We start from the raw sequence: 14,343 nt of genomic DNA on the forward strand, positions 1-14,343 counted from the left end.
GCCCCTTCCACAGTTGCTTATGTAGCTTTCGGTACGTGTAGCGGGTACGAAGTGTCGCTCAACCGAAGCGTGACAGCCGTTGCGGTGTCGGCAACGGGTCTTCCTTGGCCGGCACCGTTACCCGGCGATCTCTGGCCACGATACGGTCGCGCCCGGTGCGCTTGGCCCGGTAGAGGCGTTGGTCGGCAAGCGCCACAAGGCCATTGAGGTCACTGGCTTGGCTGGACACGGCCACACCGACGCTGACACTCATGGGAAGACTTTTCCCGGCCACGGCGTAGGGATTTTCGCGCACCAGTGCAGCGAGACGTTCAGCTACACCCACGGCATCGTTCAGCGTCATGCCGTTGAGTACGACCATGAACTCCTCGCCACCATAACGCCCCAGCACGTCTTCTTCACGCAATCCCAGGCGCAGACATTCGGTCAGATGGCACAGAGCGCGATCGCCCACATCGTGTCCATACTCGTCGTTGATACGCTTGAAGTAGTCGATGTCGATCATCAGCATGGCGTAAGTCTGCTGGCCTTGCGCCATTTGCTCAGCCGCCCTGAAGACCGCACGCCGATTGTAGACTCCCGTCAATGCGTCATGAGTGGCTTCGCGACGATAGCTGCGCTCGAGACGTTCGGTCACCCCTTCCAGCCCCGTCAGGACCACGGCGAACAACACACAGACCAGCAACATATTGGCCATTAACACTATGTCGGGGATCAGCGATTCGTGGCGCCAATCGCTGGCCCGTTCACCAATGTCGATGACCTGCAGCGCCGTCAAGGCCAGTATCAGCAGGCTGATACCGAGCTTGACCAGCGGAGGCATGGCGCTGATGTAGATGATCAGCAAAATGACAGGGAAATAGAGTTCGAAGCCAACACCTGCTCCGTAGGCACTGATGGATTCGAGCATGTGCCAGGCCATGCTCGTCAGCACCAAACTGACGCCTGCCGTCATGTACCCCCGACGATGCAATTCGCGGGCAGCCAGCACGCTACTCAGGCCGATCAAGGTGATAGCCACCATCCGCTCGCTGCCCAACAGCCAGAACATGGGCAACAATGCCAATACGTAGGTCGCCGTAGCGATGACATAAAGGCGAGACAGTGTGTGAAAGTAGCGCTGCTGTTCGGGAGGCAAGGGACAAGCGGGCAACGCGAACGAACGCCACTTGTCCGAAATCTTTCGAGAGTTATAAGCAACCATGAATTCCCTTTCTCCTTCCGTCGCCAGAGCAGGCAGCGGAACGTTCTCATCGATGGCGTTGACGAAACCTCACGACCCCACCACCGACCCATGAATTGATCCAGTTCCAAGGTGCTTTGTTCTGAAAATCGTGCGTTGCGGTGCCACGCCTTATCCTTGGCGCTTGAAACCACCCAACACGTGCCCGTCGCGCCCCATCAGGACCAGACGATCATGATCAAGAAGATAACGGTAGGCTTGCGACAACAACTCAGCGACCTTTGGCGACTGAGGCAGGCCGGGACAGGCCATACGGGTTGTCGCCAGATCGGAGACCGCCAACCTCCGTCCATCGCCTAGCGTAGCCTCTCCTTGTAGAGTATTACAGCCGTCACTGCCCACAAGCTGCAATATTTTACCTTTTGGTAACAAGGTGAAATACGCCTTGCGCTCTCCTTGCCACCACTCGTCCGTCCCAAACAGCGTCAATTCCCACCGCGCCCCTACCAGGGGAGAATCGGCGACATACGAAGCCGGAGCGTCTTCCATCGCTGGACGGGAGGCGCCACACCCAGCCATGATTACCATGGATGACACTGCCAACCAGTGACGTCCACGTCTACTGACGTGACGCATGAGCTGTTCTTTCATACTTGCCTTCAATAACCGGGTCAGTTTCAAGCATTGTCCGCCGATGGCATTTCGGGTAGCAAGCGTGCCGTGACTCCCTCGCCCATTTCCGCTTCCCGTGACTCGCCTCCTTGCGCAAAGAGCTGGTTGCGTCCCGATGATTTCGCCAGGTAGAGCCTGCGATCGGCCAGGTCGACGACGTCACGCAACTCGTCGGCCTCGCTCGACAGCGCCAACCCCATGGACAGGGTCACCCCCAGATCGAGCGACTCCAGGCGGCACGGCGACCTGGCCAGCTCATTGCGCAGACGTGCCGCTACGCTCAGCGCGTCTTCCAGTGTGGTATCGGGCAATACCACCAGGAATTCCTCGCCCCCGACCCGACCGATAAAATCGTCTTCGCGCAGCGTGTTACCCAACAGTTGCGCCAAGTGACGCAGGACCTCGTCGCCGACACTGTGACCGTGATTGTCGTTGATACACTTGAAGTGATCGGCATCCAGCAACAGCAGCGCGAAAGGCTGCTCTGCCTGCCAGTAGCGCTCGACCTTATCAAAGACGGCGCGCCGATTCAGCACGCCGGTCAGCGAATCATGCGTGGCATCGGTGCGGAACCGCCGCTCGGTGGTTTCGGTAATGGCGTAGACCTGCAGAACGATGAACGTGAACAGCACGAAGGTGGCCACGACGTTCAGGGAAAACAGCAGCTCACGGCTCAAGTCGCTGTAAGGCCAGTTACCCAGGGTGCCGAACAGCAGATGCTCCGTGGCGAGAATAAGGCTGATCACCAGCGCACTGAGAAGCAGCTTGAGACGTCGCGTCAAATCGCTGATCAGCACCTCGAAGAGAAGGACGAAGAAGAAATATTCACAACCTGTCTCGTCACCCAGCATCATCCCCGCAGCGATGACCAGGATAATTACAGCGCCAAGCTTGATTAGCAGTGCCTGGGTGCGTCGGCCGTGGCGATGCAGCGCTATCGCCACGATGTTGGCCGCGATGCAGGCCAGGTTGAGCAGCATCAATACCGCAACATCGAGCGCGGCAAATATTGGGATGAACGATACATGCGTCGCGATGGCGAAGAGATAGACATGGATAAAAATCTGGTAACTGCGCCGCCGCTCGGGAGCGAGATCGGCAGGCGGGTGCGTCAAGCGTACCCAGCGCGTCTGGCATACACCACTGGACATAGCACTACCCCTGTATGCGGTCACCTTGCGCATTTTTGGTTGAGGCGACGGCAGCCCAAGGGACAATGCATGTCCACCTGGTCTGCTCCCTGCGTAGGTCGGCTCGCCTCCCGCATGAGGCTAGCTCATACATGGGCAAACTCATGGATTGATTCGTCTCGGCGTTATCCAATGCACCCGCTCTGACCCATTCGGATACACCGATGGCACCCTGAACCATCCCCGATCATAACGCTTCGCTACGTTGGTAGGCACTTCCCTGGATCAACCTATACGCCATGGTTGGCATGGTATCGTTGTCGCCCATTAGCGAACCCGATCGCCAAGTCTCGAAACGCCCATCGGCTTGCCATCAACCGAAGAGGATCTTGCATGCTTCAAGCACTGCACAACGATGCTGTCGGCAAACTCGTACTCCGGCTGAGCGTCGGCGTGCTGATTCTGTTGCACGGCGTTGCCAAGCTTCTCAACCCAGGCAGCCTGAGCTGGATCGGCGATCAGGTCGCCGGTCACGGCCTGCCGGTCTTTCTGGCCTATGGCGTACTGATTGGCGAGGTCGTCGCGCCGCTCATGGCGATTGTCGGCTGGCAGACGCGCATTGCCGGGTTGCTCATGGCGGCAAACATGGTCGTGGCCATCTTCCTGGCTCACTCCGGAGAGCTCTTCATGCTGGGCCGCAGCGGTGGCTGGGCCCTGGAACTACAGGGCATGTTCCTGTTCGGCGCCCTGGCCCTGGTGTTTCTGGGTAGCGGACGTTTGGCCGTGCGTCCGGACTAGTCAGCCTGGCGCAGCAGATCAGCTACCCCCAAGGCCTCGAGCCGCGCCTTCAATAAGTCAGGGAAACGCTTGAACCACGCCTGGTTCAAGGGCGAAGGATGCGGTAAAGGGGAAAGCCGAAACTCGGCTTCGCGACCGTCCTCCAGGACCAGCGTCGTGGTGTGGCTTTCCTCGAAGCGATCGTCGCGCTTCCAGAAGTCTTCCAGCGCCTGGCGCACCGCCTTGGGTTGGTTGATGCCGAACCACAGGAAAGCTTCGCGCCCCAGAGTGATCGCTTCCCGGCCCTGCCAATGGTCGATCAATACGCGCGCCATCAACGGCTGGAAACGCTTCTTGGCAGACATCGACCAGGCCTTGTTGCCGGTGGGCTTGTAGGGCACGGTGTTGGCCCAGAAGACATGCCTTCCAACGTCGCGTGACGCTTCGAAGTCGGGCATCGGTTCGCCGTGGATGGCCTGATAGAGCCCTTGGCGCACCTTCTGGCCTCCGCTACCGATGAACGGCTCGCCCCACTTGACTTCCTGCCGCCCCGGATCGCGCCCGAAGAAACCCACTGGAGCATCATGCGGGCCCAGGCCGATGATCGGCTCGCACGGATCCTTATCGAAATCGCGGTAGGTATCGAGATCGATGCCTTCTAACGTTTGCGCGGCATCGCGAAATTGCTGCTTGAGGTTGTCGTCCAATGGCATACGCTCGCTCCTTGAGCCTCTGATGGGCCAGACGGGCCGGGGCTCGTTGCCACCGGCCTCGCCATGGCCGCCTCCGTTGGCCGGTTGGCCGGTTGGCCGGTTTACCAGGTGCCGGTATTTTCCATCGAAGCCCAAGGTTCGCGTGGCTCGAGCGAGTCGCCCTTCTGCAGCAACTCGATGGAAATGCCGTCCGGCGAACGCACGAACGCCATATGCCCATCGCGGGGCGGACGGTTGATGGTTACACCGTTGGCCTGCAAATGGTCACACAACGCATAGATGTCATCGACACGGTAGGCCAGGTGTCCGAAGTTGCGACCACCGGTATACTCCTCGGGATCCCAGTTGTAGGTCAGCTCGATCATCGGCGCCCGATCTTCCCTGGCACGCGGCAAATCCTCGGAGGCAGCCAGGAACACCAATGTGAAGCGTCCCTTCTCGTTCTCCTTGCGGCTGACCTCAGCGAGTCCGAGCAGATCGCAATAGAAGTGCAGCGAAGCGTTGAGGTCGCTGACGCGAACCATGGTGTGCAAGTACTGCATGATCGTTCTCCCTTTTCGCTTACGACTCGTGTGTGTAGCGCTGATAGACATCGATGTCGCCGCCTTCCTGCCAGGCATAGACGGTATAGTCGTCGACGCGCCCGGTCTCCATACCTGGCGATCCGTGCGGCATGCCCGGCACGGCGAGACCGCTGACATCGGCTCCGCTATCCAGCAGGCGCTGGATATCCGTCGCCGGCACGTGTCCCTCTATCACATAGCCATCGATCACGGCCGTATGACACGACGCCAGTCGTTGCGGTACGCCATGCTCGGCCTTGACCGCCCCCATTTCACGACTGGCATGAAGCTGCACATCGAAACCGGCCTGCTCCAAATGTTCGGCCCAGGCGGTACAACAGCCGCAATTGGGGTCTTTCCATACCTCGGCCACGGGGCCGGCCCAGGCCGACCCGGCCATCAGCCCCAACACGAGACCGGCCATTCCCCGGCGCCATGATTGCATTGTCGATGTCGATTCTTGCATTGGTTGTCTCCCGCTTTGGCGATTGCCAGGAACTACGGCATCATGACCCATTATCCACCGGCGCGTCACGCCGGTCTTGATCCCCATCAGCCCGGCAGCCCTTAGAGAAAACACATGGCCGATTACTGCGACCTGGCGCCCATGCATCCGGTTCACCAACCCTATCATGACGAAGAGTACGGGTTTCCGGTAACAGACGACGACAGCCTATTCGAGCGCTTGGTGCTCGAAATCAACCAGGCCGGTTTGTCGTGGCTGACGGTACTCAACAAGCGTGCAGCGTTTCGCCAAGCGTTCGATGACTTCTCCATTGCGCGAGTGGCCGACTATGGCGACACCGAGCGCGAGCGCCTGCTGACCGATGCAGGAATCATCCGCAACCGCCTCAAGGTAGATGCCGCCATCCACAATGCCGGTGTGATTCGCGTGCTACAGGCCGAGCATGGCAGCTTCAAGGCGTGGCTGGAGCATCATCACCCATTGCCGCTGAATGACTGGGTTCGTCTATTCAAACGTACCTTTCGCTTCACAGGGCCGGAAATCGTCAATGAGTTCCTGATGAGTACCGGCTACCTGCCGGGAGCGCACCGCGAGGATTGTCCAGTGCATGCCCGAATCGTCGCCTGTCGCCCCGCCTGGACCAACGCCGGTTCTGAGGAAGCGCAGCAATGGATTCCCTGACCCAAGCCTGCCTGGGCGCCGCCATCGGCGGTGCCGTACTCGGCCGCCGGCTAGGGCGCAGGGCCGTCCTCGCCGGCGCCGCCCTGGGCACCCTGCCCGACCTCGACGTGGTCATCGATTACGGCGACGCCGTAGCGGACTACACCTATCACCGGGGCTTCAGTCATTCGTTGATCGTACTCACTGCGCTGGCGATCCTGCTTGCCACGCTGACCGCCCGGCTGGCCCCTGCCTGGGATATCCCATTGCGCCGCTGGGTAACGTTCTACGCCACCTGCTTGCTCACCCACCCGCTGCTCGACGCGTTCACGACCTACGGCACGCAACTGTGGTGGCCGCTGGCCACGCCGCCGGTAAGCTGGGCCAGCATCTTCATCATCGATCCGCTGTATACCCTGCCGCTGCTGGTCAGCGTTCTCTATGTGCTGGCACGCGGTTACCGTCCACGTGCCCTGAATTGGGGACTGGCGCTATCCACGCTGTATCTCGCTTTCTCGCTTGGCGCCAAATTGACGATCGATCAGCGCATGGCGCCGGTACTTGCTGCGCAGGGCCTGCAGGACGCCCCCCGTCTGGTCCAGCCCACGCCCTTCAATACGCTGCTATGGCGAATCACGGTCGTCGAGGGCGATCACTACTACGAAGCGCTGAGCGGTCTTCTCGATTCGGCACCTCCGACGCTGGAACGCTTTCCACGCGGCGGCCGTCATGCCGATGCCGCTCAGGCGCTGCCCAGTGGACAGCGCCTGCAATGGTTCGCCGGGCCCTTCCTGCGCTATCGGATTCAGCACGACGATGGCAACGCTTGGCTGATCGCCACCGACCTGCGGCTGGGCTTTCCGGGCTTCCACCCGTTCAACTTCCGCCTGGCCAGACGCGACGAGGGCGAATGGCAACCGGTCACGACACGTGAAATTCCCGGCCGGCCTGCCGACACCGCTGCCTTGATGAGGCTATTGAATCGCGCCATTACGCCTGACATGAGCCTATGCCCATCGGCGTTCCTGCAAGCGGAGAAGATGGCGGGACCGGGTACCTGCCCTTCATCCTGACACGACAAAGCCCGGCCTCAATGGCCAGGCTTGTTCTCTCTGGACCTGAACGTCAGAGCGTTTCGACCAGCGCATCGATTGCCTGTTGCGCTTCGCGCAGCGCCGCGCCACGACGTCCTTCGCCCATATTCAGGCCTTCGGCATAAACGAAATCGACCTCGGTGATACCCATCAGCCCCAGCATGTGACGCAAATGCGGTGTCTGGGAGTCGAGTTCGGTCCCCGCATACTGGCCGCCACGTGCCGCCAGGATGATGGCCCGCTTACCTGCCACCAGCCCCTGGGGACCGTTTTCGGTATAACGGAAGGTCTTACCGGCCCTGAGTACACGATCGAACCAGGACTTGAGCTGCGAAGGAATGCCCAGATTATAGAGCGGCACGGCCAGGACCAGCACGTCATGAGCCAGTAGCTCATCGACCAGGGCTTCGGAGCGCGCCGCCAGCTCACGCTGGGTGGCATCACGCTCGTCTTCCGCCACCATCCAGCTACCGACTTCGAGACCGTCCAGGTGCGGTAATGGTTCGGCGCCCACGTCGCGCTCGGTCAATGTCAGGCCGTCGCGTGTCGCAACTTGCGCCTTGAAATGCTCGGCCAGGGCACGCGACTGCCCACTGTCGCCGAGGATGGAGCTATTGATCAGTAGAAGCTTGGATGTCATCACGTGGCCCTCCGTTGAGTCCTTGAGATGACATCCATTTTAAATGGCCTTTTTCAAATGAAAATCGCAAAAAACCGCTTCGTAAATTCGATAAATACGAACGGTTATAACCCCTCGATTCCTTGGCCGCAGCCGCGTAGCGTTCGCTCCTGCCACTGCAATGTGACCTGCACCGGATAGGGCATGCCGCTCATCGAGTCGAAACACGCCTTGGCCTGCAGACGGGCCTGAAGAGGCTGATCGTCCCGCGTGCTGCGGAGCTGCACGGTAGCCTCCTGGCCATTGGCCAGCCGCTCTATCTTGTAAGGCAACGTCAATGTCTGCTGACCGTAGTCGGCAATCAGTCTCAGGTGCGATGTCTGACGATCGAGGATCATCATCCATCCCGGCTCGTTACCCTTGGCGAAGAAGATCGCATTGGGGCGGGTTTCCCGAGTGGTCGTTTCACGGCTCACGTCCTGTTCGCATTCGAGCCGGCCGTTGGCGCTCTCGACAACGGCTTCGCTGCCCTTGTTCCAGAACGACAGGTCGCCCTTTACGTATCGCGCCCCGGAAGCGACCACTGCCGGATCGAGCCGATAGAATCCCTGCCTCGACCACAGCCGTAGCTCGCCCTCGGGAGACGCGGCGATCAGATCCTGTGCCGGCGTGCAGCGCCAAGCCACGAACGCCGGCGCTCCATCGGCGAAGAAGGCCGATGGCAGCAACGGCGAGGTCGGCTTGGCTTCGGCCGTGTCGGCCTGTTCCACCGGGGCCTGTTCCGTCGAGGCATGGTTGAGGTCTTGGATGTCGGGCGGCGCGGACGGCGCCGGCGCCTGAGAGGCACAGCCGGCAACCATCAGCATGGCAGCGTACAGCGGGATGAGACGCATAGTGACTCCTGTATGACGTTGACAATCCCCAAGCGTTCAGCATATCAAGCGCTCACTCCCCTCGCTCCCGCCCGCTAACGACGTTTATCGCGCTAATTCAACCGTTTGGCCTGATTGGCTACGGTATATGCGATGCCCGGCTCAAGCATGCCGGCGACGCAGCTCGCGTGCCGCCTCGACCATGTGCTTCAGGGCCGGTTCGACTTCGGCCCAGCCGCGGGTCTTGAGGCCACAGTCCGGGTTGACCCATAGCCGTTCGGCGGGAATCTTCTCGGCCGCCTTTTCCATTAGCGCCACCATCCAATCCACGTCGGGAATGTTGGGCGAGTGGATGTCGTAGACGCCTGGCCCGATCTCGTTGGGGTAGGCAAAGTCTTGAAAGGCATCGAGCAGTTCCATGTCCGAGCGCGACGTCTCGATGGTGATCACGTCGGCATCCAGAGCCGCGATGGCCGCAATGATGTCGTTGAACTCCGAATAGCACATGTGGGTATGAATCTGCGTCTCGTCACGCACCACCGCTGCAGTGAGCCGGAAGCAGTCCACAGCCCAGTCCAGATAGCGCTGCCATTCGGCCTGGCGCAACGGCAGCCCCTCTCGCAGCGCCGGCTCGTCGATCTGAATGATGCCAATGCCCGCCGCCTCGAGATCGGCGACTTCATCGCGCAATGCCAGAGCGATCTGCCGGCAGGTAGCCTCACGCGACTGGTCATCGCGCACGAACGACCATTGCAGAATGGTCACCGGCCCGGTGAGCATGCCTTTCATCGGCTTGTCGGTAAGCGATTGGGCATACTCGCTCCAGCCAACCGTCATCGCCTGAGAGCGGCTGACATCGCCGAAGATCACCGGCGGCTTGACGCAACGTGAACCGTAACTCTGCACCCAGCCGTTGGCGGTAAAAGCGAAACCTTCGAGCTGCTCGCCAAAGTACTCGACCATGTCGTTACGCTCCGGCTCGCCATGCACGGGCACGTCCAGACCCAGAGCTTCCTGACGCTCGACGGCGAAAGCGATTTCCTCGCGCATGCGTGCCTCGTAGGCCTCGCGATCCAGCTCGCCCTGCTTGAAGGCGCGCCGTGCGGCACGAATCTCGCCGGTCTGGGGGAAGGAGCCGATGGTGGTGGTCGGGAACAGCGGCAGGTCGAAGCGGTCTCGTTGTGCACGGGCACGTGCCGGATACTCGCTCGTTCGCTGGCTGTCACGCGCCGTCACGCCAGCGATGCGCGCGCCGACGTCCGGCTTGTGGATACGCGACGAGCGCCGACGCGCATCGAGCGCGGCCGTGGCATCGGCCAGGCGCTCGGCATCTTTCATTGTGGCGCGGCCATCCAGCAAGCGTGCCAGCGTGGCAACTTCATCGAGCTTCTGGCGGGCGAAGGCCAGCCAGCCCTTGAGCTCCTCGTCCAGGGCAGTCTCGCCGGCCAGATCCACCGGCACATGCAATAGAGAACAGCTCGGCGCTAGCCACAGGCGATCGCCGAGGCGCATGCGCGCAGTGGCCAATGTCTCGCGCAGCGCAGCCAGGTCGGCGCGCCATACGTTGCGTCCGTCGATGGCCCCCACCGAAAGGATCTTATAGGTCGACAGGCGATCGAGTACCCGCTCGAGCTGTGCAGGGGCGCGCACCGTATCGATATGCAATGCCTCGACCGGCAGGCCGGTAGCCAACGCCAGGTTGTCGCCAAGGTCACCGAAATAGGTGGCCAGCAGCAATTTTACCGGCGCCGACTGCAACGCGTTATAGGCCGATTCATAGGCCTGACGCCATTCGACGGGCAGATCCTGGACCAGCGCCGGCTCATCGAGCTGCACCCATTCCACCCCTTGGCCGGCCAGGCGTGTCAGGATTTCGCCGTACACCGGCAGCAGTGCATCGAGCAGGTCGAGACGCTCGAGCGCTTTGCCGTCATCTCCCTTGGCCTTGCCCAGCCACAGCCACGACAGCGGACCAAGCAAAGCGACCTTGACCGGATGCCCTGCAGCACGAGCTTCGGCGACCTCATCGAACAGGCGCGAACTGGCAATCCGAAAGCGCTGGCCACGATGCAGTTCGGGGACCAGATAGTGGTAGTTGGTGTCGAAATACTTGGTCATTTCGCAGGCCGCCGCGGGCGTACCGGTAGGAGCACGTCCGCGCGCCATACGGAACGTCGTATCGAGATCGACCTCGCCGTCGGTCTGGCCGAAGCGCGGCGGCACGGCACCAACCAGCACGGAGGTATTGAGCACCTGATCGTAGAAGGCGAAGTCGCCGACGGTCACCAGATCGAGACCGGCATCGCGCTGGTCCTGCCAGTGGCGGGCGCGCAGTTCGGCAGCGGTGACTTCCAGAGCATCCTGTGTCAGCTCGCCTTTCCAGTAGGCCTCTACGGCGCGCTTGAGTTCACGTTTCGCGCCAATGCGCGGATAACCCAGTGTATGTGCCAGTGTCATCGTTATTCCTTGGCGTCTCTAACGGATAGAATTGACGATCGTGTCGCCTTGCGATGGCTAGGCAGTCTCACTGGCATCGTTAATTGAATCAAACTAAATTAATTAATCATTAAAGTGAATGGTACTCATACATGCTCGAGCTTCGTCATCTACGTACGCTGATCGCCTTGCGCGATGCCGGCTCGCTGGTCGAGGCGGCCGAGCGGGTTCACCTGACACAGTCGGCCCTGTCGCACCAGATCAAGGACCTGGAAGAGCGTCTCGGCAGCCCGCTGTTCCTGCGCAAGACACGGCCGGTCGAGTTCACCCGGGCCGGAGAGCGGCTACTGGCACTGGCCGAGCAGATCCTGCCCCAGGTACGTATGGCCGAACGCGACCTGGCCAGATTGGCCGGTGACGAACAGGGCCGCCTGCACATGGCGATCGAGTGCCATAGCTGTTTCCAGTGGCTGATGCCGACCATCGATCGCTTTCGCGACCATTGGCAGGAAGTCGAAGTCGACATTCCCAGTGGGCACAACTTCGATCCGTTGCCGGCGCTGGCCCGCGAGCAGCTCGATCTGGTGATCACCGCCGATCCTCAGCCACTGGCTGGCGTGCACTATGAGCCATTGTTCCGTTACGAGGGGTTATTGGCCGTGGCCAAGCAGCATCGTTTGGCCGGCAAGACGTTCGTCACGCCCGGCGATCTGGCAGAGGAGACGCTGATCACCTACCCGGTAGAACACGAGCGTCTGGACGTTTTCACCCAGTTCCTCGATCCGGCCGGTGCCGTACCGCGAGAGGTCCGCACCGCCGAACTCACGATCATGATGATGCAGTTGGTAGCCAGCGGTCGCGGCGTATGCGCCCTACCCAACTGGGCGTTGACCGAGTATCTGGAACGCGACTATGTTCGCGCCCTGCCATTGGGGGAAAGCGGCATATGGAGTACGCTGTTCGCCGCAATCCGCGAAGAACAGCGCGACCTACCGTGGATGGAAGACTTTCTGCGCACCGCGCGCGAGACCTCGTTCGCGGTACTCGAGGGTATCAAGCCCGCTTGATCAGCGGACCCATTCCAGCAAAGTGACGTAGCCGCCCTGCGGAATCTGCGGGCTCGGCTCGTCGGTGGATAGCACCAGACGGTCGCTTTCGAGAACGACATCACGGCTCAGGCGGGTGCCCTCCCAGAACGCCAGGCTGGCAATGTCCACGTCGTGGTGCACTCGGCCCGCTTCCAGCGACCAGTTGCCAGCGTAGGCGAAGCCACTGCGAAAATGCAGCGCCTGGCTGGCATCGCTATGCGGATCGAGCGCTGGACGTTCAGTCGCCATGACCTGAACCGACATGCGCCCGGGGCGCTCCCGGTCGAGCAGATAGATTAGCTGGCCGGCGGCGTTGCCGAGCGGTGCAATCTCCTCGCCATCGGGCCAGCGATAGACGAAGCGTGCCAGCCGCCACAGGCCACTGAGCGCTTCGGGTGTCGTCGTCATGAGGCTTTCCTCGTTGCCGGGTTGAATATGCCCTAACTGACCTTGGCCGAGGCGACAGCCCCCGGCAACAACAGACTGAAGCAGGCGCCTCCCAGCCTCTCGCTGTCTTCTATCACCACACTGCCACCGTGCCAGAGCATGATCTTTTGCACGATCGACAGGCCCAGCCCGTACCCCCCGGAGCGCCGGGTTCGGCTATTGTCGAGTCTGGCGAAGGGCTTGAAAACCTCCATGCGGTCGCCCTCGGGCACGCCAGGACCGTCATCCTCCACGTCCAGGCGTACGGCACGGGCGTCCTGACTCAAGCGAATCACCACCTGCGACTCGGCATGCCGACAGGCGTTGGCCACCAGATTTTGCAAGGCGCGCTGCAGGTAGCGGGGCTCGGCGATCACCTCGATGTCGTCGCCAGGCTCGACAGCCAGCGAAATCTGTGGATGCAAGGGTGCCAGAGTATCCACGACCCGTGCCGCCATGGCCCTGCAGTCCACGCTGTCGGTTTCCAGCGTAACGCCGCTGGCGTTGTCGCTGCCCAGCCGGGCATAAGTCAGGATTTCGTCGATCAATTGATCGAGCTCTTCGATATCGCTGTCGATTCCCTTCAACTGGCGCCGTACCGGCTCCTGATCCGTCATGTCGTCGACCATCTGCACCGCGAAACGGATGCGTGCCACCGGCGTACGCAGCTCGTGGGATACCGCACGGATCATCTCCTGCTGGGCGCGCAGCAATGACTGGACTTGAGCTGCCATACCATTGAAGGCCATGCCCAACCGTCCCATGAAATCACTGCTTTCGACCTTTACGCGGGTATCCAGGTAGCCCCCGGCAATGCGTGTCGCTGCCTTCTCGAGACGGGCCATGCGGGCTTCGAGCCCCCGCACGACCAGATAGATAGCTGCTGCCAGTACGATCAGCGCTACCAGCAACAGCCCCAGGGTGAGCAACAGCGGCATGGGATCGAAGGCATGCAGAGGGCCAACGCGAATCCAGCGCGAGACGCCGTCGCCGAACATCGGCTTGAGCCGCGCAAACGCCGATACCGTGCCCTCTTCGGCCAGCAGGTGCAGCACCACGGCACCGTCACTGAGGCGCTCGAGTTGATTGTCGTCGAGTGCTTCGGGTGGCGAGCTCGACAGCTCGACCGGCAAGGCCTGGCGATCGATCAGTGTCTGTAATGGTAGTTCGGGCGAGAATTTGCCTTCCAGCCAGACGCGCAAGCTGCCGACCAGACCGCGCAGCTGCTTCTCGGACAGGTGCGTCAGCGTCGCCTCGAGCAACAGCGGCTCGCCCGGCACCAAGCGCCACAGATGCCAGTCGCCGCGGCTGTCCCGTTCTACCAGCGGGCGGCCATCTTCCAGACGGGCACGCTGAAAATAATTGAAGTCCAGCTCATCGACGGCATGCAGGCTCAGCCGCATATCGAGACGCTCGCTCTGGTCAATAAGCCAGGACGCACGCCGCTCCGACGACACTTCGGACACCAGTGTCGTCAACAGCGCCATGGGCGCATCGGCCAGGTTTTCGCGGTAATACTCGCGACGCACCTGATCGACCATCAGATACCCCAGCATGGCCAGGCCGAACGTCAGCACCAGCGCCAGCAGCAAGGATGCATAAACCCGAAAGAACGTGCTGTCGGCCAAGGTGCGACGCATTGCG

15 protein-coding genes are annotated in these 14,343 nt (G+C 61.3%); 4 read left to right on the forward strand and 11 right to left on the reverse strand.

Translation table 11 applies throughout. The features are described 5' to 3' along the window. Positions 1-58: 58 nt before the first annotated feature. The 3 genes from MHM84_RS15570 to MHM84_RS15580 form a co-directional block, all read right to left on the reverse strand. On the reverse strand, positions 59-1,204 hold the full coding sequence (locus MHM84_RS15570; RefSeq protein ID WP_239267275.1) for a GGDEF domain-containing protein: 1,146 nt from the start codon (positions 1,202-1,204) through the stop codon (positions 59-61). Between the two features lie 150 nt (positions 1,205-1,354). After that, positions 1,355-1,834: an META domain-containing protein gene (locus MHM84_RS15575; protein WP_239267276.1), complete on the reverse strand. Its 480-nt coding sequence runs from the start codon at positions 1,832-1,834 to the stop codon at positions 1,355-1,357. 26 nt (positions 1,835-1,860) lie between these two features. Next, positions 1,861-3,006 carry a GGDEF domain-containing protein gene (locus MHM84_RS15580; RefSeq protein WP_239267277.1) on the reverse strand — a complete coding sequence of 382 codons (1,146 nt, stop codon included), beginning with the start codon at positions 3,004-3,006 and terminating at the stop codon, positions 1,861-1,863. A 372-nt stretch (positions 3,007-3,378) separates the two neighbouring features. Here MHM84_RS15580 and MHM84_RS15585 point away from each other — a divergent pair, with 372 nt between their 5' ends. Next, positions 3,379-3,783 carry a DoxX family protein gene (locus MHM84_RS15585; protein WP_239267278.1) on the forward strand — a complete coding sequence of 135 codons (405 nt, stop codon included), beginning with the start codon at positions 3,379-3,381 and terminating at the stop codon, positions 3,781-3,783. Here MHM84_RS15585 and MHM84_RS15590 read toward each other — a convergent pair. The 3 genes from MHM84_RS15590 to MHM84_RS15600 all read right to left on the reverse strand — a co-directional run bounded on the left by MHM84_RS15590 (position 3,780) and on the right by MHM84_RS15600 (position 5,504). Then, the gene (locus tag MHM84_RS15590) at positions 3,780-4,475 is read right to left on the reverse strand and encodes a uracil-DNA glycosylase family protein (RefSeq protein WP_239267279.1); all 696 of its coding nucleotides are present in this window, start codon (positions 4,473-4,475) and stop codon (positions 3,780-3,782) included. The two genes, MHM84_RS15585 and MHM84_RS15590, sit on opposite strands and share 4 nt — an antisense overlap. A 101-nt stretch (positions 4,476-4,576) precedes the next feature. Then, on the reverse strand, positions 4,577-5,017 hold the full coding sequence (locus MHM84_RS15595) for a VOC family protein (protein WP_239267280.1): 441 nt from the start codon (positions 5,015-5,017) through the stop codon (positions 4,577-4,579). Positions 5,018-5,036: 19 nt separating this feature from the next. Further along, on the reverse strand, positions 5,037-5,504 hold the full coding sequence (locus tag MHM84_RS15600) for a DUF411 domain-containing protein (RefSeq protein ID WP_239267281.1): 468 nt from the start codon (positions 5,502-5,504) through the stop codon (positions 5,037-5,039). A 114-nt stretch (positions 5,505-5,618) separates the two neighbouring features. On the opposite strand from MHM84_RS15600, the gene MHM84_RS15605 reads away from it, so the two are divergent. Beyond that, positions 5,619-6,185, forward strand: coding sequence for a DNA-3-methyladenine glycosylase I (locus MHM84_RS15605; protein ID WP_239267282.1), 567 nt, complete (start codon positions 5,619-5,621; stop codon positions 6,183-6,185). After that, positions 6,173-7,237, forward strand: a complete 1,065-nt coding sequence (locus MHM84_RS15610; RefSeq protein WP_239267283.1) for a metal-dependent hydrolase — start codon at positions 6,173-6,175, stop codon at positions 7,235-7,237. Before MHM84_RS15605 ends, MHM84_RS15610 begins: the two co-directional genes overlap by 13 nt. 52 nt (positions 7,238-7,289) lie before the next feature. Here MHM84_RS15610 and MHM84_RS15615 read toward each other — a convergent pair whose 3' ends face one another. The 3 genes from MHM84_RS15615 to metE all read right to left on the reverse strand — a co-directional run bounded on the left by MHM84_RS15615 (position 7,290) and on the right by metE (position 11,206). After that, positions 7,290-7,898, reverse strand: coding sequence for an NAD(P)H-dependent oxidoreductase (locus tag MHM84_RS15615; RefSeq protein WP_239267284.1), 609 nt, complete (start codon positions 7,896-7,898; stop codon positions 7,290-7,292). 104 nt (positions 7,899-8,002) lie between these two features. Beyond that, entirely contained in the window at positions 8,003-8,770 is a 768-nt protein-coding gene (locus MHM84_RS15620) for an MliC family protein (protein ID WP_239267285.1), read from the reverse strand. A 141-nt stretch (positions 8,771-8,911) separates the two neighbouring features. Next, positions 8,912-11,206, reverse strand: coding sequence for a 5-methyltetrahydropteroyltriglutamate--homocysteine S-methyltransferase (gene metE / locus MHM84_RS15625; RefSeq protein ID WP_239267286.1), 2,295 nt, complete (start codon positions 11,204-11,206; stop codon positions 8,912-8,914). Between the two features lie 131 nt (positions 11,207-11,337). Between metE and MHM84_RS15630 the strand changes: the two genes are divergently transcribed. Beyond that, entirely contained in the window at positions 11,338-12,252 is a 915-nt protein-coding gene (locus tag MHM84_RS15630; protein ID WP_239267287.1) for a LysR family transcriptional regulator, read from the forward strand. Here MHM84_RS15630 and MHM84_RS15635 read toward each other — a convergent pair whose 3' ends face one another. Further along, positions 12,253-12,681, reverse strand: a complete 429-nt coding sequence (locus MHM84_RS15635; protein ID WP_239267288.1) for a lipocalin-like domain-containing protein — start codon at positions 12,679-12,681, stop codon at positions 12,253-12,255. 32 nt (positions 12,682-12,713) lie between these two features. After that, positions 12,714-14,339 carry an ATP-binding protein gene (locus tag MHM84_RS15640; RefSeq protein WP_239267289.1) on the reverse strand — a complete coding sequence of 542 codons (1,626 nt, stop codon included), beginning with the start codon at positions 14,337-14,339 and terminating at the stop codon, positions 12,714-12,716. Between the last annotated feature and the right edge of the window lie 4 nt (positions 14,340-14,343).

It is taken from the genome of Halomonas sp. McH1-25, assembly GCF_022348165.1.
Lineage (GTDB): Bacteria > Pseudomonadota > Gammaproteobacteria > Pseudomonadales > Halomonadaceae > Modicisalibacter.